General features: G+C 71.4%; 19 protein-coding genes. 4 read left to right on the top strand and 15 right to left on the bottom strand.

Annotation, left to right across the window (positions count from 1 at the left end):
- Window positions 1-32: 32 nt before the first annotated feature.
- Window positions 33-782, bottom strand: a complete 750-nt coding sequence (locus KYK13_RS13430) for a YebC/PmpR family DNA-binding transcriptional regulator (RefSeq protein ID WP_223644700.1) — start codon at window positions 780-782, stop codon at window positions 33-35.
- Window positions 783-870: 88 nt separating this feature from the next.
- Window positions 871-2,004, bottom strand: a complete 1,134-nt coding sequence (locus KYK13_RS13425; protein WP_223644698.1) for a PleD family two-component system response regulator — start codon at window positions 2,002-2,004, stop codon at window positions 871-873.
- A gap of 105 nt (window positions 2,005-2,109) precedes the next feature.
- Here KYK13_RS13425 and KYK13_RS13420 point away from each other — a divergent pair, with 105 nt between their 5' ends.
- Window positions 2,110-2,769, top strand: coding sequence for a hypothetical protein (locus KYK13_RS13420; protein WP_223644696.1), 660 nt, complete (start codon window positions 2,110-2,112; stop codon window positions 2,767-2,769).
- Here the strand turns inward: KYK13_RS13420 and KYK13_RS13415 are convergent.
- The 4 genes from KYK13_RS13415 to KYK13_RS13400 form a co-directional block, all read right to left on the bottom strand.
- Window positions 2,766-3,023: a hypothetical protein gene (locus tag KYK13_RS13415; RefSeq protein WP_223644694.1), complete on the bottom strand. Its 258-nt coding sequence runs from the start codon at window positions 3,021-3,023 to the stop codon at window positions 2,766-2,768. The two genes, KYK13_RS13420 and KYK13_RS13415, sit on opposite strands and share 4 nt — an antisense overlap.
- Before the next feature lie 20 nt (window positions 3,024-3,043).
- Window positions 3,044-3,901 (bottom strand): Fpg/Nei family DNA glycosylase, encoded by an 858-nt coding sequence (locus tag KYK13_RS13410; RefSeq protein WP_223644693.1) that lies wholly within the window; start codon window positions 3,899-3,901, stop codon window positions 3,044-3,046.
- 137 nt (window positions 3,902-4,038) lie between these two features.
- On the bottom strand, window positions 4,039-5,055 hold the full coding sequence (gene rtcA, locus KYK13_RS13405; RefSeq protein ID WP_223644691.1) for an RNA 3'-terminal phosphate cyclase: 1,017 nt from the start codon (window positions 5,053-5,055) through the stop codon (window positions 4,039-4,041).
- A 186-nt stretch (window positions 5,056-5,241) separates the two neighbouring features.
- Window positions 5,242-6,477: an RtcB family protein gene (locus KYK13_RS13400; protein WP_223644689.1), complete on the bottom strand. Its 1,236-nt coding sequence runs from the start codon at window positions 6,475-6,477 to the stop codon at window positions 5,242-5,244.
- Between the two features lie 146 nt (window positions 6,478-6,623).
- Between KYK13_RS13400 and rtcR the strand changes: the two genes are divergently transcribed.
- On the top strand, window positions 6,624-8,255 hold the full coding sequence (rtcR, locus tag KYK13_RS13395; protein ID WP_223644687.1) for an RNA repair transcriptional activator RtcR: 1,632 nt from the start codon (window positions 6,624-6,626) through the stop codon (window positions 8,253-8,255).
- Between the two features lie 46 nt (window positions 8,256-8,301).
- Here the strand turns inward: rtcR and KYK13_RS13390 are convergent, their stop codons facing one another.
- The 7 genes from KYK13_RS13390 to KYK13_RS13360 form a co-directional block, all read right to left on the bottom strand.
- Window positions 8,302-8,943 carry a hypothetical protein gene (locus tag KYK13_RS13390; RefSeq protein ID WP_223644685.1) on the bottom strand — a complete coding sequence of 214 codons (642 nt, stop codon included), beginning with the start codon at window positions 8,941-8,943 and terminating at the stop codon, window positions 8,302-8,304.
- 2 nt (window positions 8,944-8,945) lie between these two features.
- Window positions 8,946-9,965 (bottom strand): hypothetical protein, encoded by a 1,020-nt coding sequence (locus KYK13_RS13385; protein WP_223644683.1) that lies wholly within the window; start codon window positions 9,963-9,965, stop codon window positions 8,946-8,948.
- Window positions 9,966-9,976: 11 nt separating this feature from the next.
- On the bottom strand, window positions 9,977-10,816 hold the full coding sequence (locus KYK13_RS13380; RefSeq protein ID WP_223644681.1) for a hypothetical protein: 840 nt from the start codon (window positions 10,814-10,816) through the stop codon (window positions 9,977-9,979).
- 22 nt (window positions 10,817-10,838) lie between these two features.
- The gene (locus tag KYK13_RS13375) at window positions 10,839-12,188 is read right to left on the bottom strand and encodes a M24 family metallopeptidase (RefSeq protein ID WP_223644679.1); all 1,350 of its coding nucleotides are present in this window, start codon (window positions 12,186-12,188) and stop codon (window positions 10,839-10,841) included.
- 602 nt (window positions 12,189-12,790) lie between these two features.
- On the bottom strand, window positions 12,791-13,639 hold the full coding sequence (locus KYK13_RS13370) for a zf-HC2 domain-containing protein (RefSeq protein WP_223644677.1): 849 nt from the start codon (window positions 13,637-13,639) through the stop codon (window positions 12,791-12,793).
- 147 nt (window positions 13,640-13,786) lie between these two features.
- A complete protein-coding gene (locus tag KYK13_RS13365) occupies window positions 13,787-14,260 on the bottom strand; it encodes an anti-sigma factor (protein WP_223644675.1) in 474 nt (157 codons plus the stop codon).
- Window positions 14,257-14,838 carry an RNA polymerase sigma factor gene (locus KYK13_RS13360; RefSeq protein ID WP_223644673.1) on the bottom strand — a complete coding sequence of 194 codons (582 nt, stop codon included), beginning with the start codon at window positions 14,836-14,838 and terminating at the stop codon, window positions 14,257-14,259. The genes KYK13_RS13365 and KYK13_RS13360 overlap by 4 nt, the downstream gene beginning before the upstream one ends.
- A gap of 491 nt (window positions 14,839-15,329) precedes the next feature.
- Between KYK13_RS13360 and KYK13_RS13355 the strand changes: the two genes are divergently transcribed.
- Together KYK13_RS13355 and KYK13_RS13350 are read left to right on the top strand one after the other, a co-directional pair.
- A complete protein-coding gene (locus KYK13_RS13355) occupies window positions 15,330-15,881 on the top strand; it encodes a hypothetical protein (RefSeq protein WP_370645415.1) in 552 nt (183 codons plus the stop codon).
- Window positions 15,878-16,468, top strand: coding sequence for a tRNA-uridine aminocarboxypropyltransferase (locus KYK13_RS13350; RefSeq protein WP_223644669.1), 591 nt, complete (start codon window positions 15,878-15,880; stop codon window positions 16,466-16,468). Before KYK13_RS13355 ends, KYK13_RS13350 begins: the two co-directional genes overlap by 4 nt.
- A 15-nt stretch (window positions 16,469-16,483) precedes the next feature.
- On the opposite strand, the gene KYK13_RS13345 is transcribed toward KYK13_RS13350, so the two are convergent.
- Both KYK13_RS13345 and KYK13_RS13340 read right to left on the bottom strand, forming a co-directional pair.
- Window positions 16,484-17,908: a protein-disulfide reductase DsbD gene (locus KYK13_RS13345; protein WP_223644667.1), complete on the bottom strand. Its 1,425-nt coding sequence runs from the start codon at window positions 17,906-17,908 to the stop codon at window positions 16,484-16,486.
- Between the two features lie 82 nt (window positions 17,909-17,990).
- Window positions 17,991-19,604, bottom strand: a complete 1,614-nt coding sequence (locus KYK13_RS13340) for an SPFH domain-containing protein (protein ID WP_223644665.1) — start codon at window positions 19,602-19,604, stop codon at window positions 17,991-17,993.
- Window positions 19,605-19,810 lie beyond the last annotated feature (206 nt).

Here is a 19,810-nt window from a genome sequence, read left to right as displayed (position 1 = left end):
CCCGTTCCTTTCCCACGCGCCCCTTCAGGGCATCACGTGGACAGCGACTCCATCAGGGACTCGTCGATTTCGAAGTTGGCGTACACGTGCTGCACGTCGTCGTTGTCGTCGAGCGCGTCCATCAGCTTCAACAAGCGCTTCGCGTTGTCGCCTTCCACCTTCACGGTGTTCTGCGGCACGAAGGTCCACTTCTGCTCGCCCAGGGGAAGGCCCGCGGCCTCCAGCTTCGCGCCCACCGCGTGCAGGTCCGCCGGGGCGGTGCGCACCTCGAAGCCGTCCGGCCCCTGGTCCACGACGTCCTCGGCGCCCGCGTCCAGGGCCTGCTCCATCACCTGGTCCTCGGAGGGGCCGGGCTTCACGGCGATGGCGCCCTTCCTGTGGAACATCCAGCCCACGGCGCCTTCCGCGCCCATGTTCCCGCCGTAGTTGCTCAGGAGGTTGCGCACGTCGCTGGCGGAGCGGTTCCGGTTGTCGGTGAGGCACTCGATGATGAGCGCGACGCCGCCGGGGCCGTAGCCCTCGTACGTCACCTCTTCGTAGGACTCGCCGGCGAGCTCGCCCGTCCCCTTCTTGATGGCGCGCTCGATGGTGTCGCGCGGGATGTTCGCCTCGCGCGCCAGGCCCACGGCCACGCGCAGGCGGGCGTTGCTGGACGGGTCACCGCCGCCCAGCCGCGCGGCGACGGTCATCTCCTTGATGGCCTTGGAGTAGAGCTTTCCCTTGGCCACGCCCAGGACGGCATTCCGGCGCTTGAGTTTCGACCATCGGTTGTGACCGGACATGGCGGGCAGGCTCGGCGTGGGGTGGACGGGCGTTCAGCCCGCGGCGTTCCCGGCCTTGTGCCCCGAGCAGGCCGCCCGAGTCAAACCCTCACGACGCGTCCGGCCCCGGCTCTGGCGCCAGGACGGGCTCGAAGAGGCGGGGTGGGCCCGCGGATTCCCGGGCGCGCTCGCGCTCCTCCACCAGGATGGCGGGCACCAGCACGCCCAGCATGAACAGCCGGGTCGCCGCCTCGTAGGCCAGGGCCTCCGGGAAGCGGCACTCCAGGAGCATCGCGCGCACGGTGCGCCGGCCGTCGAAGAGGCGGACCACCTGCTCCACGTCCTCGGGGAGCGAGGGCAGCTCCTGCGACAGCCGGTTGAAGTCCACCGTAAGCCGCGCCGCCAGGGGCAGGCCCTTGACGCGCAGCTGTTCGAAGCGCTCCAGGCCGGGCACCACCTGTTCGCACAGGAACGGGCGGTCCATGGAGAAGGTGCCCCGCTGCAGCTCCGGGCCGAACGTCACCGTGTACGCGCCCGTGCCGAAGCACACCAGGCGCCGGAACGCGAGGCTTCCGCGCTCGCCGTGGAAGGTCGCATCCACCACCAGGCCGTGGCGGAAGACGAGCGCGCCCGAGTCCTCCGCCAGCACCACCCGCCCCGAGCGAACGCCGGACAGGAGCGCGCGCACCAGCGCGACGAGGGGCAGGCTCGAGGTGTGCGCGTCGTAGACGTCCTCCCCGCCGCGCCGCCCCGCCTTGAGCCGCGCGAGCACCGCCACGTCGCGCGCGTCCACCGGCTCCACCAGGTACTCGTCCGCGCCCACGCCCGCGGCGAGGTCGCGATGGAACTCCTCCGCGTACCGCGCCACCAGCAGCACGGGCAGGTGCGCGGACCGGGCGTCCGCCCGGAGCATGCCGCAGAGGCTGAAGCCGTCGCCGTCCGGCAGGTCCGCGTCGATGACGACCAGCCGGGGCAGCCCTGCGTCCGGACCAGGCGGTACCGACTCCGGACCGGACCGCGCCGCTCCCGGCTCGACGCCCAGCCGCGCCAGCGCCCCATGCGCGCCGTCCACGCGCACGGGCTCGAAGCCCTCCCGAGACAGCGCCTCCGCCACCTCGGGCCGCGCCGTCGCCCCCACCAGCAGCACCCAGCCCCCGGCCCCGCCCGGCAGGGCGAGCGCATCACGTCCTCCCGCGGGCGTGGAGGTCTCAGGAGGCGGCGCGACGTGCAGATGGGCAACCATGGATTCCCCATTCTTCCAGGGAACACCTACAAATGCACAACCTGCCCCCAAGTCCCTGGATTCGTTGGGTTTTGGCCAGAGTGCATCCCACGGTAGGGTGGACCCATGATGCGCCTCACCCCTCTGGTTGCCCTCCTTGTCGTGCCCGCCCTGGCCTTCGCGCAGGAAGCCGAGGTCTCCTTCTCGCAGGAGGACCCGCTCGGCTCCGTGGTGGCGCCGGTGATGCTGCCCGCGGGGGCGACGGCGCTCTATGGCTACACGGGCGCGCCGGAGGTGGGCGTGGGGTTCCGGCAGGGGCTGGGCGCGCTGGAGGTGGAGGCGCGGGCGCGCTTCGACTGGTTCAAGCTGGGCGTGTCGCTGGAGCTCGTGGGCCGCAAGGAGGTGGTGCGGCGCGGAGCGTTCAGCCTGGCGCCGACGCTGGGCGTGGGCCTGGTGCTCAACTCCGGCTCCACGTACATGGACGACGACAACTTCTCCGGCGTGCTGGTGCGCATCCTGCCGGGGATGGTGGCGGGCTACCGGGTGGCGGACACCGTGGAGGTGCTGGGCCTCGTGGACCTGCCCATCGACCTGGGGCTCACCGGCGACAAGCAGCGGCGCTTCCAGGCGCTGGGGGGCCTGGGCGTGGAGGTGTACCTGGGCGGCAACGTGTCACTGCTCGCGGCGGGGCAGGTGGGCGTGGAGACGTTCCAGGAGCGCGCGGGCGCGGGCCACACGCGGCTGGGGCTCACGGGGCGCGTGGGACTGGGGACGCGGCTCTTCTAGAAGTCCGGCAGGGGGCTCTGGCGCGGCGTGCCCATCAGCTCCAGCGCGCGCAGGGCGACGCGGATGAGCGTCTGGGCGCACGGTTCGCAGCCCCCGCCACAGCAGTGGGGCCAGCGCCCTTCCGGGTTGCGCAAGAGCGGGCGCACGCTGGACTGGTAGTAGCTGGGGAACTGGAGCTCCTCGCTCGCGCGCACGAGCGCGTCATCGAGGGACAGGGGCGAGGGGACGGGAACGTCGGACACGCTCCCGTTCATACCAGCCCCCCGGGGCCTTGTCAGAGCAGCGATGCCTGCGCCGGAGCTTCAGCCGGAGCCCCCTCCGAGGGCTGGCAGTGCGCGCACCAGTGCGTGTTGCGGCCTCCGATGCGCAGGTGAGACACGGGCGTCGCGCAGCGGGGACACGGCGCGCCCGTCTTCCCGAAGATGTTGCGCCGGTGCTTCGCCAGCCCCTGCACGCCGAACAGGTCGCGCTGCGTTCCGCGCAGCCGCAGTCCCTCCTCCAGCACGCCGCGGATTCCCCGGTGCAGCCGGAGGATTTCAGCGGGAGACAGCGATGACGCCAGGCGCCGGGGATCGATGCCCGCGGCCCACATGCTCTCATCCGCGTCGCGGTTGCCCAGCCCCGCGAGCACGCGCTGGTTGAGGAGCACCGTCTTGAGCGGGCTGCGCCTGCGACGAAGCTGCTTCGCCAGGACCTCCGGCGTGAAGGACGCATCGAGCGCATCCGGCCCCAGCTCCTCCAGCTTGAGCTGCGACGCCAGGCGGGCCGTGGGTCCCAGCGCCACGCGCGCGTAGCCCAGCGTGTCCGTGAGCTGGAGCTCCTCGTTGCCCTCCAGCGTGAGCACGGCGAGCGTCTCGGGAGGCCGTTCACTGCCTGCGGGCTTGAGCTGCAGCTCGCCCCAGAGCATGAAGTGCAGGGCGAGCGTCTGCCCGTCATCCAGGGTCAGCAGCATGAACTTCGCGCGCCGCTCGGCCGCGAGCACCTTGCGGCCCTGGAGGTCCTGGACGAAGTCCCGCGGAGACACGAAGCGCACCGCCGCGGGTACCAGCACCTCCGCGCCCACGAAGCGGCGGCCCACGACGGCCTGCTTCAGGTCACGAACGATGATTTCGACCTCAGGGACTTCCGCCACGCGCAGCCTCCCCCACGAGTCACAACGTAGGAAGACCGCGAGGTAACGCCACGGGTTGAGCCCCGCCGACGGGGGTGCCTCGTCCGCCCGTCGGGCATCCGGCCGGACAGGGGGCACCGCCCTGCCCTGTCTTCACGTCAGGCGCGCACCGTCACCTCGCGCACGTCGCGCTCCAGCTCCCGGACGTCCACCCTCACGTCGAGGAAGTGCGCCATCGTCTCGCGCTGCGTGAGCGAGTGGCTGTCCAGCGCCAGGGTGCGGAAGGTGCCGCCCTTCGCCAGGGCGCACAGCAGCAGGAGCTGATCACACAGGTGCTCGCCCACGGGCACGCCCGCGTCCAGGTAGCGCTTCACCTTCGAGGCGACCTCCTCGCCCACGACCTCCGCGCGCTTGCCGCGCTCGCCGAAGCCGGTGAAGACCTCCGTCACGTGCTCGCTCTCCACCTCGACGCGCAGCACGTTGCCCGGGCCGAAGGCGCGCTTGAGCTCTTCCGGGCGCTGCTGATCCGGCCGCAGCTTCAGCACGGCGGCCACGGCCGCCAGTTCGCGCTTCGCCACGTCGAACGGGATGGCCGCCACCTGCGCCACGGCCTCCGTGCGCAGCACCCGGCCGCGCTCCAGCAACTGGAGCGGCTGGAGCTTCGCGGGGTGGATGTCCACGCGGAACCGTCCGCCGCCGGCCGGATAGAAGCCGGGCCGCTCCAGCGCCACGTCCACGCGCGGGCCCATGCGGCGCAGCATCGGCAGGTACGTCTTCTCCAGGAAGTCGAACGGCGGCGCCGCCGGGTTGTGCGTCCCGCCCTCCAGCGTCAGCGTGGACGGCCCTTCCGCGCGCAGCAGCGCGGGCAGCACCGTCTGGAACACGAGCGTCGCGCTGCCCGCAGTGCCCACCGCGAAGTGGTAGTTGCCCGCCGTCAGCGCGCGCGGGTGGAAGGACAGCTGCCTGGAGCCCAGCTCCGCGCCCGTCACCTCCGCTGCGCCCACGGCCTCCGCGGCCTTGAGCGCGGTGAGGTGCTGACGCAGCAGGCCCGGCTTGGCGCGGCCGGCGCGCACGTTGACCATCTCGAACGGAGCGCCCGTCACCAGCGACAGCGACAGCGCGGTGCGCAGCACCTGGCCGCCCCCTTCCCCCTGTGAACCATCGATGCGAACCATGTGCGTGGTGCTCCCTTGCGCGCTCGCGGACGTGCGCAGCATCTCATCCCTGATTTGAAAAATAGCGGCGCCCGCTCCCCCACCCTCACGGCCGCTTGCGCGGACCTCTTGGGGAGAACGGGCGCCTCGGTGTCTTCATCCCGGCATGCGCACCTCCACAGGACGGCGGGTAAGGCTTCCCTTCGGCTAACCCTTCACGCACACCACCTGCTTCAGCGTGTGGACGACCTCCACCAGGTCCGCCTGCGCGGCCATCACGGCGTCGATGGGCTTGTACGCGGCCGGCGTCTCGTCAATCACGTCCACGTCCTTGCGGCACTCCACGCCCGCGGTCGCCTTCGCGTGGTCTTCCAGCGTGAAGCGCTTCTTCGCCGCTTCCCGCGACATCACCCGGCCCGCGCCGTGGCTGCACGAATGGAACGCATCCGCGTTTCCCTTCCCGCGGACGATGTAGGAACGGGCCCCCATGCTGCCGGGGATGATTCCCATGTCGCCCTCGCGCGCCCGCACCGCGCCCTTGCGGGTCACGAAGCAGTTCTTTCCGAAGTGGTGCTCACGCGAGATGTAGTTGTGGTGGCAGTTCACCGCGGACTCGGACAGCTCGAACGGCGGCAGCTCGCCGCTCGCCTTCAGGGCCTGCACCGCCGAGTGCAGCATGAGCTCGCGGTTCATCGCCGCGAAGTCCTGCGCCCAGCTCACCGCGAAGACGTAGTCATGGAAGTGCTCCGTTCCCTCCGGCAGGTACGCCAGGTCCGCGTCCGGCAGGTGGATGAAGAAGCGCTGCATGTCCTCCTTCGCCAGCTCGATGAAGTGGCTTCCGATGCGGTTACCCACTCCGCGCGACCCGGAGTGCAACATCAGCCACACGCCATCCGACTCATCGACGCACAGCTCGATGAAGTGGTTCCCGGTTCCCAGCGTTCCCAGGTGCGCCAGCTCCGGCCCACGGCCGATGCGCGGATGCTTCTCCACGATGCGGGCGTACCCTTCCGCCAGGCGGGCCCAAGCGGAGGTATGCGTAACGGGCGGGTCCTTCCACGCGCCGCGGTCGTTACGCCCACCGTTATCCGTACGGCCATGCGGAACCGCCGCCTCGATGGCTGAGCGAACCCCGCGCAGCGAGTCCGGCAGCTGATCCGCGCGCAGCGTCGTGCGCACGGCGATCATCCCGCATCCGATGTCCACGCCCACCGCCGCCGGCACCACCGCGCCCACCGTGGGCACCACGCTCCCGACCGTCGCGCCGTAGCCGCGGTGCACGTCCGGCATCACGGCGACCCACTTGTGGATGAAGGGCAGGCCCCGGAGGTTGCGAAGCTGCTTCTTCGCCTCGTCCTCGAACGGCACCCCCACCGTCCAAGCCTTGATGGGGCGGCCCGCCTCGTCCGACAGCACCTCGTAGTTCGCGTTCACACGGTCCATGGCTCTGCACCTTTCGGTCGTTCGACCGGGCGCTGTGTCCCGGTCACGTGGGGGAGCTAGAGCAGCCCGCGTGCCAACGCCGCTCCCGAGGGGAGCTCCCCAGGCAGGCTGGCAATCCATATCCCATGAGATAAATATCTATCCTGATGGCTCAGAAGACGAAGGCACGGCGGACGGTCGTCATCGGGATGCTGGGGACGACGCTGGACACGGGGATGGGGGCGCACCGCTGGTCGCGGTGGCGGCCCACGGTGTCGCTGTGCCAGCAGGAGGACCTGCTGGTGCACCGGCTGGAGCTCCTGCACCCGCCCGCGGCGACGTCACTGGCGGCGGTCATCCGGGACGACATCGGGCAGGTGTCTCCAGAGACGCAGGTGCGGCTGACGTCCCTGCCCATCCGGGACCCATGGAACCTGGAGGAGACGTACGGCGCGCTCCTGGACCACGTGCGCGCGCAGTCCTTCCATCCGGAGGACGAGGACTACCTGGTGCACATCACCACGGGCACGCACATCGCGCAGATCTGCATGTTCCTGTTGGTGGAGAGCCGGTTGATTCCGGGCCGGCTGGTGCAGACGTCTCCAGGCAAGGCGAAGCAGGACGGGGCGGCGGGCACGCACGCCATCATCGACCTGGACCTGTCGAACTACGACACGCTGGCGGCGCGCTTCCGCCAACAGCAGCGCGAGGGCTTGTCCTTCCTCAAGTCCGGCATCGATACGCGCAACGCCGCGTTCAACCGGCTCATCGAGCGGATCGAGCAGGTGGCGGTGCAGTCCCGCGCGCCACTGCTGCTGACGGGCCCCACGGGCGCGGGCAAGTCACAGCTCGCGAAGCGCATCTACGCGCTGAAGAAGGCGCGCAACCAGGTGACGGGGCCGTTCGTGGACCTGAACTGCGCCACGCTGCGCGGCGACGGCGCGATGTCCACCCTCTTCGGCCACGTGAAGGGCGCCTTCACGGGCGCGGTGGGAGACCGGCCCGGGCTGATGCGGCAGGCGAACGGCGGCGTGCTGTTCCTCGACGAGATTGGTGAGCTGGGCGCGGACGAACAGGCCATGTTGCTGCGAGCACTGGAGGACAAGCGGTTCCTGCCAGTGGGCTCGGACAAGGAGGCGGAGAGCGACTTCCAGCTCATCGCGGGGACGAACCGCGACCTCCAGCTGGACGTGGAGCGGGGACGGTTCCGCGAGGACCTGCTCGCGCGCATCAACCTGTGGACCTTCCGGTTGCCCGCGCTGCGCGAGCGTCCGGAGGACATCGCGCCCAACCTGCAGTACGAGCTGGATCAGGCCTCCCAGGCGTTGGGCACGCGGGTGACGATGAGCAAGGAGGCACAGGAGCATTTCCTGCGCTTCGCCACGTCACCGGAGGCCCGGTGGAGCGGCAACTTCCGGGACCTCAATGCAGCGGTGCTGCGCATGTCCACGCTCGCGGCCGGTGGGCGCATGACCCGTGACGTGGTGGACGAAGAGCTGGAGCGCCTGCGAGCGCAGTGGGGGCCGACGGGCGCATCCGCGACGTCCGGGTGTGAGGACGTGCTGGCGGAGGTGATGGGCGCGGCGCGCGCGGCGGCGCTGGACCGGTTCGACCGCGTGCAGCTCGCGGATGTGGTGACGGTGTGCCGCTCCGCGCGCTCGTTGTCGGACGCGGGCCGGACGTTGTTCGCGCAGTCGCGTGCGCAGAAGAAGAGCGTCAACGACGCGGACCGGCTCCGGAAGTACCTGGCCCGCATCGGGCTGACCTGGTCCGAGGTGAGCGGCCGGGACGCGGAGTGACGCCTCCCGTGGGCCCGGCTCGAAGGGCCCACGGGGGGGCATGGCCTCAGCGGAAGGACTCCGCCACGGACCGGCATTGCGGCGTGGCCAGTGCTTCGTCGAGCACCCGGACCGCCCCCGCCCCGGGCGAAGCCGGGACGGGCGCGGGTGCTGCTTGCGCATTCGCCTTGCTCAGCCATCCGGGCGGCACCATGCATTCGACGGTGAGCGGTCCCTCGAACGTCGCGCGCACGCGTCCGTCCTTCGTTCGCACCTCACCCTTCGCCTGGTTCCCCGTGACGGTCAGGTCCAGGATGCCCTCCTCCATCAGCACCGAGGGCCCGCGGGCCTTCTGGGAGTCCACCACCGCCAGACCCGGTCCCAACAAGTTCTGCGGGATGATCCGCGCGGTGGCGTGTTTCGACTTCACGAACTTCTCATCCACCGCCATGCGGAAGCGCCAGGTGCTCCCGTCTTCGGACTGCGCGCTCAGCGTGACCAGCCTCAACGTCGCCGGCGGATTCTCCAGGAAGTCGGCGCTGAACCGCACGGACGGGGCGGAATAAATGCCCTCGTCCGTGCGCACTGTGGCCGCGCCTCGTGGCTGGGGACGCTCCGCCGTGAGCGCCTGGCGCGACATCACCCGGTCCTCCTTCGGCTTCGCGCACGCCCCCAGCATCAGCGCCGCCATCACGACCGCAGGCCGCATGCTCAGCACCCCACCCGCAGGAGCATGGCGCTGACGGTGGTGTTGTCGTTCTCGCGCAACTCATCCACCGCGCCCGCCGGGTCCATGTCCAGGTAGACGTAGTACGTGTTGAACGGCAGCGTCGCCGGCACCGTGAAGCCCAGCGAGTAGATGCCCTCCGAGAACGCGCCCAGCGAGTGGTTGAACGTGGCCACCACGTTGGTGGACTCGTAGTAGCCATTCGGCGGCGCCGTCGGGCTCAGTCGCACGCGCATCGAGTACGACGACACGGCCACGTTGCCCAGGTTGCCCACGTAGAACTTCACGCTCTGCGCCGTGCCCCGGCACACCGACTTCGTGCCGGCGGGGTCCAACGTCTGCGCCACGTCCCCCACCACGCCCATGGCGGACGGCAGCAGGTTCGGCTTCGACACCGAGTAGCCGTACAGCGCGTTCATGCCCTGCGCGTTCGTGGGCCACAGCGTGGAGGACTCGGAGCCTCCCGTCACCAGGTGCGGCGGGGAGGTGCGCAGGATGCTGTGCCCACCCTCGTGCTTGAAGCCGAAGAAGTGCCCCGACTCGTGCACGAACGTGCTCCGGCCCGACGTGCCGAACGCATTGCCGGTGCGCGGCGTGAAGTCCAGGTCGCTGGCGATGCAGACGTCCGCCTCGTCGATGCCGTTGCTCCCGATGAAGCACAGCCCCACGACCGAGTACGTCACGCCGTTGTTCCCGTCGATGGCCGCCCGGTCACACAGGCCGATCTCATTCTGCCCGTCGCTGTGGTCCAACGAGCAGTCCGTCACCGGGTTCACGTTGTAGCCCGCGACGAGATGGGACAGGTCGTCCCACTGCCGCAGCCCGTTCCAGTACGCCGTATTGACGTTGCCGGAGTCCGGGATGCTGCACCGGTTCCGGTACACCACCGGCCCGCTGTACCACTTCACCGGCGTCCCGTTGCACGTGTCCCAGGCGGCGGCTCCCGCCTCCATGCCGCCCAACACCAGCGCCGCGACGACGCCCACGAATGTCGTTGTCTTCATGGCGGACCTCATCACGGCTGGCCGGGCGGGAGGTCCCGCTCGGGCTGGAGGGGAACGGCACCCGGCACTCCTGGCGCGCCCACGGCGGGCGTCACGGGCACGGACAGCGACGACGCGGCGGTGACGGGCTCCTCGCGGAACGTCCCCGCCACGGTGAGGCCGCGCGCGCGCAGGTGGCTCTGGAGCAGCGTGAGGAACGCCTCGCGCTCCATGCCCTCCGGAGCCCCCCGAGCCTGCGCCTCCGCGCGCAGCGCCGGGCGAGCCCCCGTCAGGTCCACCGTCTCGAACACCGGCGACGTCTGCCGCACCCCCTCCGAGCCCAGGCCGGAAACGAGCCCGCCCTCGGCCCCCACGAGCACCTCGCGGCCTCCCACCGACTCCACGCGGAACGCGTGCTCATCCAGCACCGGCGACAGGCTCCACCCGGTGTTGCGCAGGAAGACCACATAGCGAGCGCCCCGCACGAAGCGGGGCACATGGCTCACCACGAGCTGACGTCCATCTGGCATCACGCCGCCGGCCTGCTTGAGGCGCAGCTCCCGGGGCGCGGCTCCCAGGTGCGCTCGAACGTTGCCCAGCGTCACCACCGTCCACGGGCCCGTGCGCGGCGAATACTCACCGCGCACGTCCGTGACCTCGCCCTCCACCACGGAGGCCGTCTGGTCGAACAGGCCGAGCAGGCTGTCCACCGCGCGCGGCGGCCGGAGCGCGGCTTCCGCGACCAGGGGACGCTCCTGCCTCGCGGGGGCTTCGTCCCCGCTGGCGGCACTGCATCCCGTGAGTCCCAGTCCCAGGAGGAGCAGCGCGCGCCCCTCCCTTCTGAACGTCGTCCATGGCCTGCCCACGCGCATCACGTCCGCTCCCTTCGTGTCGTCAGTGGATGAGATAGAAGGCGTCCTGGCGCGGCACGAAGAACCGCCAGCCTTCGTCCGTCAGGTACGCCGGATCTTCCTGCATCACCGCCACCTGCTGCCCGCCCCACTCAGGCACGGCGGTGGTGGTGCTGAGCTCGACCGCGAGGTACGAGCCCTTGCGCAACAGCCGCGGCGCCTCCGAGCGCGACGCCGCGCGGAAGTCGATGGACGCCCCCAGCCCATGGCCCTGCGCACCCAGCGGATGGCTGTAGACCTTCGCCTCGATGCCCCGCTCCTTCATCTCCGCCATTGTCGCGTCGTAGACGTCCGCCGACGTACGCCCCGGCCGCGACGCGCGCAGCATCAGCGCGTCCTGCAGCGCGTGGGTGTTCGCCAGCGCGCGCTTCAGGCCCTCGGGCGCGTCCTTTTCACCGTCCTTCAACACGTACGCCATCTTCTGCCAGTCCGTGTTCAGGCCCAGCGCCGTGACGCCGAAGTCCACGTGCAGCAGGTCCCCGCGCTGGATGACCACCGCCTCGTCCGCCACCGCGAGGAAGCCCCGGGAGAAGCCGTCCTTCATGCCCTGCCGCTGCACGCGCAGGTCCGGCTGGAACCACGTGCCCACGCGCGCCTCGAAGAGCGCGTCGAAGAGCCAGCGGCGCACGTCCCCCACCGTCGTCTTGCCGGGCACCACCACCTCGTTGGAGAGCGCCCGCTTCACCAGCGACTCCGTCAGCGCCACCAGGTCGCGGTAGGGCGCGAACTCGCCGGGCAGCCGCGTGTCCAGGTACTCCTCGATGAGCGGCGCCGCGCTCACGAAGCGCGCCTCCGCGGTGGGCCCCAGCGCCTCCACCAGCCACTTGTAGCTGTCATGCGTGAGGCCGCGCGTCACGCCCCGCCGCCCGTCCATGGCCAGCGCGATGGTGCGCGGGTGGTAGCGCGCGTCCAGGTCCGCGAGCGACTCCGCCTGATTGCGCTCCACCGGCGGCGTCACGAAGAAGCGCGACACCGCCTCCGTGGCGTAGCCCGTCAGCGCCACCTTCTGGAGCCCCGCGTCGCCCGCGTCCACGAAGACGAACACGTCGCGGTTGCCCTCGTACGGAATGGGCGGCGCGACCCAGGACGTCAGCGGGTCGTCGTGGAACTCCTCGTTGACCACCACCCACATGCCCACGCCATGCCGGCGCATCATGTCCAGCAGCAGCCCGTGGCGCTCCGCCAGCCAGGCCTCGCGAAGGGCCCGCTCCCGGGACGGGGGCAGAACGGGCGAGGACGCGGGGACGGCGGTGTCGCGCACGGGCGCGGTGGCGCACGCCGCCAGGCAGCCCAGGCTCAGGGTGGACAGAAGGACGCCACGCCAATGTTTCATGTCGGGAACTCCGGGTCGGGAAGAAGGCCGGGCAGCGTAGCGCGCCTCCCAAACCGAAGCCCCCCGCTCCCGGAACCATGGGGTCCGGGAACGGAGGGCCTGGGGCGCATCCCACCTGCTCACCCGCTCGGGTGGCCTTGCTCCATCACGCTTCCGGGTCCTCGTCCCCCCCGGTCCGGGACTCCGGGAACCCGCCGGGCCTCACGGCCGGCGAATCCACTGGAAGCGGCGGCCCTCCCCCGAAGGCCGCTTGGAGCGCGGACACCCAACCGCGCGCGCCGTTACCTCAGTAGCTGGCGACCCAATCCAGGTCGCTTTCCTCAACGTCGAAGTCCGATGCCTCACGCTCATCCCGGGAGGCTTCTTCCCCGTCCCCCTCTTGCTCGTCGTCCCGGAAGCCCCTCTCCCGGGCCGCGTCCTCTGGCCGCACCCCCGCGCCCCCGTTGGAACCGGGCGCCCACGGCGCGCCGTCCCCCTGGCTCCACGCTTCGATGCGGTACATCGCGTCCCCCCGGGTGCGGTGTCATCCGTCCCCCCGCCGCCACCACGCCGCCCCTCGATAATTAGACGCCGACCGCAAAAATCCTTGGTTCGCGCCCGCGTCATTTCAGGAACCGGCCCCCCTGCCTCAGCGCGAGTGCCCGGATTCCAGCCTCCTCGCTCCACCCCGGCTCCCCCCGGCGGGCCACCGACTCGAAGGCCTCCGCCGCCTGGAGCGGGCTCCCCAGGGCCCTCAGCACCAGGGCCCGGTTCCACAGGGCCTGGGGATGGTCCGGTGCCTGACGCAGCACGCCTTCGAGCAGGTCCAGCGCCCCCCGCCAGTCCCCCGCCGCCATCGCGACCACGGCCCGGTCATTGTCCCGGTCCAGCGACGGCGCGGTGCGCGCGAGGAAGTCCGCCGCCTGACGCAGCTCCCCACGCACCAGGTAGGCCGCCGCGATGCCGTGCAGGTCCCCCCGCTCCTCCAGCGCCGCCAACGCCCGCAGGGACACCGGCGGTTCCGGCGCCGGGTCCGCCCCGTCCCCTTCCCCTGTCCGGACGGGGACATAGGGGAGGTAGCGGTCCGCGGCCGGGTACGCGACGCGCGCCTCCAGCTCCCGCGCGGACGCATCCCCCCGCCATACGTCCCTCGGGTGGAACCCGTCCCCGAGCATGAGCGCGGCGAGCGCCCCCAGCCCCACGGCCACCACCGCCCCCAGCGCCTGCCACCACCGGCCCCGCGGGAGGCGCAGACGCGATGGCGTCCGCAGGGGCGCGGGCGGAGGCGGCGCGTCGTTGTGGGCCACCGCGCCACACAGGGCCTGGACGCTGAGCATCTCCAACTGCATGGCGTCATGCAGTCCGCTGGCGCACTCGCGGCAGAGGGCCAGATGGAGCCGGAAGTGCTCCTCGTCCCCCGACTCCAGCTCCCCATCGAGGAACCGGTAGAGCTTCTTGCACCAGAGGTCCATCAATCGTCAGGGCCCGGAGTCGCGCGGCCGCCTCCCGTCCCTTGCGAAACGCGAGCGGACCCAATCCTTGTTGGATTCCGCTCTCAGCGTTCTGCGCCGGCTTCTCGCCTGCCCCCCAGGGAGGAGCAGGCGGCCGGAGCGCCACCGTCAGCGGCGCGTGCGGGGGCGCAGCGACGCCCCACCGGAGCGGCTGGTGCGTGGGCACGGCAGGCGCGGGGCGCTCACGGCCTCCACCGACTCCGCCTTCGCGAACCAGGGGCAGCAGTTGGCGCACCCCGGGCAGCGGCGGCGGAAGCGGCGGGCGCCCTGGTGCCACGCGCGGCCCTCACGCTCCGGAGGCGGGGGCACCTGCCCGGCGAGCACGTCCCCGGGCCAGGTCCCCGGCACGTCGTCGTCCCACGAGCCGGGGACCCTGTCGCGGACCTGGCGGGCGGACACCCAGCGCTCGCTCTCCGCCGCGTCCTCCAGCGCGAGCCGGGCGAGCATCTCCAGTTGCAGGAGGTCGTGGAAGCGCCGGGAGCAGACGTCGCAGTGGGCCAGGTGGCCGCGGATGCGGCGCTGGTCCTCGGCGGGCAGGTCTCCGTCCAGGAAGGGCTGGAGGTCCTCACACGGGGTGCTCATCGTTCCCTCTCCTGACGGCGGCGCTCGGCGGTGTCGTGGAGCATGGCCTTGAGGCGGCGGCGGGCGTGGAAGAGCCAGGTGCCCACCGTTCCCGCGCTGGGGGTGTTCATCCGCCGGGCGATCTCCGCGTGGCGCAGGCCCCGCGCGTGCAGCTCAAACGCCTGACGCAGCTTCTCGTTGAGCCGGGCCACGGCCTGACGCAGCTCGTCCTCGGTGACGTACTCCCACTGCTCGGGCTCTGGCGCGGCTTCCGGGTCCTCGAAGAGCATGTGGACGTTGTGCAGGTCCACCCGGCGGTCCGTCTCCGCGCCCTGGCGGCGGCACTGGTCCAGGAACCGGTTGTGCAGCACGCGCACCAGCCAGGCGCGGCGCGCGGGGTCCGGCCAGCGCTTGAGCCGCTCCCATTGCAGGAGCGCGCGCAAGAGCACGTCCTGAACCAGGTCGTCGCAATCACTGGCACCCTTGCCGCAGACATTGCGCGCGATGGCGACCAGCACCGGCTGATGGCGGATCGCGAACGCGGCGAACTCCCCTCCCGAGCCCTCCCGGGCCGGCGGCTCCTCCCTCCCTGGCACCATGCGACCGCCTCCCTTCCCCCAGAGAACGCCGAGGGCCGGATTCTTTTTCTCTCACGGATGCGACAAACGCGGGCGCGCTTCACCGCACCTCACGACGGGCAGTCCGGCTGCAACACTTCAAGCAGACGCCAATCCATTGCATGGAATAGACAGACATCCAGGCACTCCCTGGCGTAATGCCTCTCCGTGGGTGTGATTTGCCTCCCGGTGGGTGCGCCCTGCCCGGTGCGGAAAATCAGCGTGGAAAAATGGGCGAGCGCCCGGCCCCTGCGACTTGGGGGCGGCGGGAGCGTTGGAGTGGGTGCGGCTCCGCCGCGGACGGTGGGGTGGCGGGCCCCGCGGGTCGGGTCAGGCGGGGGGACATGCCCCGGCGGGTCGCGTCCCGGCCGGGCGGGAGGCCCTCCGGGGCCCGGGGAAGCGCGCCCGGGTGAAACTCCCCCCTTGCGTGCCTGGGGAGTCCTTTGGTCCTCTTGGGACACCGCCGTATGCCCATGGAAACCGCCGCCGACAGTCGAGAGTACCGCGTGGTCTTCTTCTGCCCCGCGTCGAACGCACGGCTGGAGCGGCTGGAGGTGCCGGTGCGCCGGCTCCTGACGCGCATCCAGGCGCCGCCGGCGGAGCTGGCGCCGCTGAGCGAGGCCGGGGCGCTCACGGAGGCCGGGTGGCAGGTCTACCTGGTGCGTTCGCTGACGGAGCGCAGCGCGGCGCAGGCCATGGCGGCCTACGTCAGCGAGGCCACCTGTGCCCTGGCGGCGGAGGTGGACGCGGAGGTGCTGGGACTCTACGTGGACGTGTCCGGGGACTCGGCGCGCATCTGCCGGTGCGGGCCGGAGGACGGGCCGGAGACGTTCGCCGGGCGCCGGCAGGCCGCGCTCACCCGCACCTCCGAGTGGCTGGAGGTCGCCCCCGCGAGCCTGTCCGCCCTCTTCCAGTTGGATCCACCAGACGCCGAGTACGAACCGGACGCGGACGACCGCTTCGTCGAGGAGAAGCTGCGGGAAGCGCGAGCCCTGATGGAGCGCTACCGCACCGCGGCGAAATGAGGTCGAGCACCCCGGAGGACCTGGCGGGCCGCTGTGCGCGGTGCTACCTGCCCACGGCCCTGTGCCTGTGCGCGGAAGTGCCCGTGGTGCCCACGCGCACGGAGCTGCTCATCATCCGGCACAACAAGGAGTCGCAGAAGAGCACCAACACCGCCCGCATCGCGGCGTTGGCGCTGCCCCGCTGCCACATCGTGTCCTATGGCGCGCCGGGGACGCCGTTCGATCCGTCGGTGCTGGACGCGCCGGACACGTGGCTCCTGTTCCCGGACGCACCGGAGGCGGAGGGGCCTCCGCCGAAGCGACTCGTGGTCATCGATGGGAGCTGGGCGCAGGCGCGGCGCATGGTGCAGCGCGTCCCCGCGTTGCGGCGGCTGCCGGGCCTGAGGCTGCCTCCGCCCGCGCCGGACACGCGCCGCCTGCGCAAGCCGCCACATCCGGATGGGATGTCCACGCTGGAGGCCATGGCCGGAGCGCTCGCGCGGCTGGAGGGCGAGGACGTGGCGAAGCCGCTGCTCACGCTGCACGAGCTGATGATTGAGCGCGTGCTCGCGAGCCGGGGCCGGCTGGGCTGGGAGAACTACCTCTGACGCGAAAGCGGCCTCCTACTGGAGGACCTTCCGCATCTCCGCCGCGAAGGGCGCGGGCTCCAGGAAGCCCGTCACGCGAGGCTTCGTCAGCACCGTGCCGTCCGGGTTCACGAAGGCCACCGTGGGCAGGCCCTCCACGCCCAGCTTCTCCATCAGCGCGTCCAGCGGGTCGCTGCTGTTCGTCGCGTCGATCTTGATGGTGAGGAAGTGGCTGTCCTCGGCCTGGGAGATGACCTCCGAGGACGGATACGTCAGCCGGTCCAGCTCCTTGCAGGCCGCGCACCAGTCCGCAAAGAAGTCGATGAGCACCGGCCGGCCCTCCTGCTTCGCCGCCGCGAGCACCTGCTCGAACTGGCCCGCGTCGAACGAGGCCGTCTTCGCCGGCAGCACGTGGTGCCACTGCCAGGCCGGCGCCACGGGGCGCTCCTGCAGGCCCATGCGCACCCACAGTTCGCCCGTGGGCCGCGCGTCCAGCGCCCCGCCGCGCACCACCAACGCGCCCACCACCAGCGCCACGCCCAGCGCCTTGAAGCCGAACTCGCGCGCGCCCTCCTTGAACGACCGGTGCACCGCGCCCACCCACACGCCCACCACCACCAGCACCGCGGCAATCACCGCGCCGGGCACCTGGCCCACCTCCGCGCCCAGCGCCTTCACGGCGTCGCGCGCCCAGGGGAACGCGTCCTTCAGGTACGAGAACGCGAGCGCCACCAGCATGATGCCCAGCACGCTCTTCACCCACTCCATCCACACGCCACCGCGCGGCAGGCGCACCGTGAACACGCCGATGAGGAAGAACGGCACGCCGATGCCCAGCGCGTAGATGAACAGCAGCGTCGCGCCCAGCGTCGTGTTCGCGGACTTCGCCACGAAGGCCAGGAGGCCCGTGAGCACCGGCCCCGTGCACGGCGCCGCCAGGAACCCGGACACGCTGCCCATCACGAACGCGCCAGCGATGCCCGCGCCGCCCACGTTGCTGAGCTTCGTCTGCATCGACGACGGCAGCGCCAGCTCGAACGCGCCGAACATCGACGAGGCCAACAACAGCAGGAACAGCGCCAGGCCCATCACCACCACGGGGCTGCCCAGCATGGAGCCGAAGGCCTGGCCCGTCTTCGCCGCCAGGACGCCCAGCGCGCTGAACACCACGCCCATACCCACGATGTACGACGTCGTCAGCGCCAGCGAGCGGCCCCGCGCCTCCGCCTTGCGCGCGCCGAACACCGACACGGTGATGGGGATGAGCGGATACACGCACGGCGTCATCGCGGTGAGCAGACCGCCGGCGAACACCACCAGCGCGCCCCACGCGAGATTGCCGGACTCCAGGAACCGGGCCGCGTCCAGCCCTGTGCTCGGGCCGGAGGGCAAAAGCCACGGCACCACCGCCACCGCCACTCCCGCCACCACCGCCGCCAGCGTCAGCTTCTTCGTGTCCATGCGTGCCTTCCGCCTCCGCGCGCTCCGGACCGCACAGGCTCCGGAAGCGGCCCCTTTCTATATGCGGAGGCAGCGGACGCGGCTACCCCACAGGCGGCTGCGCCGGGGAGGCAGGCACCTTCAGTCCGGCGGAGCGCGCCAGCCCCATCACGCCCTCCACGGCGGCGGCGATGTAGCCAAAGGGATTCGCGCCATCCACCGCCGTCACGTGCACCTCGCCCATCTTCTGCTGGAAGGCCGCCGCCACCTGGGGCAGCTGCCGCGCCAGCGTCAGCTGGATGACCTCCGGGCTCACCGAGTTCTCGATGTCGCGCAGCGCCTTCGCCCGCTCCATCTCCAGCCCTTGCAGCGCGCGCGTGCGCCGCAGCTCCAGCTCCGCGATGCCGGCCTCCGCCTCCGCGATGGCCTGCTTCGCGAGCATCACCTGGAGCCGGGCGGACAACTGCTCGGCCTCCTGCCGGGCCTCGGCCAGCTGGATGTCATGGCGCGCGGACTCCGCCTCCTGCTGGCGGCGCAGCCGCTCCAGCTCCACCTGTGCCTTCGCGGCCTCCGCCTCCTGCTCCCAGCGCAGCTGCTCCAGCTCACCCTGGGCGCGGTTGTACGCGAGCTGCCGTTCGCTCGTCAGCCGCGCCTCCTCCAGCCGCGCGTCCGTGGCCAGCGCCTCCAGCCGGGCCTGCTCCTTCAAGGCCTCCGTGCGCGTGCGGACCTCCTCCTGTGCGTTCAGCTTCGCGAGCGCCACCTCGCGCTCCACGGCGGTGCGCTCCTGCTGCTGCTGGCGCGCCTGCTCCATCTTCGCCTGGGCCAGCCGCGCCTCCTGCGCGAGCTGCTCCATCTGCGCCTGCTCCTCGGAGGCCTGCGTGCGCTGGCGGACCTCCTCTCGCGCGGCGAGCTTCTGGAGGTTGAGCAGGCGCTCGGCCTCCGTCTCCTCGCGCCGCACGAAGCGCTCCTTGGCCAGCTCCGCCTCGCGCGCCTGCCGCTCCTGTTCGCGGCGGAAGCGCGCCTGCATGTGCTCGAAGACGGCGGAGGACAGGACGCGCACGTCCTGGATTTCAATCGTGTCCAGCAGCACGCCCCAGCCCGAGTCGGTGCGGTCCTCCATCCGGCCCTTCCCGGACAGCACCGGGGCGATCTCGCGCATCAACTCCGCCGCGATGCCCTCCTTGCGCCGGGTGAGGACCTCCTCCACGGAGAGGTTCGCCACCAGCCGCCGCGCCGCGCCCACGAACATCTCCCCGAGCAGCTCGGCCAGCTTCTCCTGCGCGCGCTCCGGGTAGCTGAAGTTGAGCATCCGGAAGGCCACCAGCGGATCCGCGATGCGGTACACCGCCAGGCCCGTCACCGCTACGCCCACCTTCTCGTTCGTCACCTGATCCGCGGTGAACTGAAGGCGCTGGATGCTGGTGGGCACGATGGCCACCGAGTCCCCGGGCAGCTTGAAGCAGCTGGCGCCCTGGCCGCTCACCTCGCGCACGCGCCCCCGGCGCATGTGGATGAGGAACTCGCTGGGCCGCGCGGTGATGAGCCCCCACTTCTTCACCTTCTCCGGGTCCTCCGCGGGCTTGCCCGCCCGCCAGCCGTCCGCGTAGCGGGAGCGCTCCAGTCCCCCCTCCAGGCGGATCAGCGACGGCCGCCCCGTTCCCTCCGACTGCGTCTCGTGGGCGTTGCTCCGGGCCTGTGACTTCGCGTTGGCGCTCATGTGTTCGCACCCTCCGCGACCGCTCCAGTGCAGGCCCCCGGCCATCTCCCGCGGGGCCACGAAACGGGCACTTATGGGCTCGCGAAGCGCCGTTTCGGCTCTCCCCGCTCCAACCCGGCACAGCCGGAGTGCTCCACTCCGGAGGAGCGTTGGACCCCGCCGGAGCGCTCCTCGACCCGACGCGTCGGACACAGGGGCATTGCGCC

This window comes from Corallococcus sp. EGB, from assembly GCF_019968905.1.
Lineage (GTDB): Bacteria > Myxococcota > Myxococcia > Myxococcales > Myxococcaceae > Corallococcus.
The sequence above is the reverse complement of the archived record's forward strand: the minus strand, read 5'-3'. Positions and strand labels throughout refer to the sequence as shown.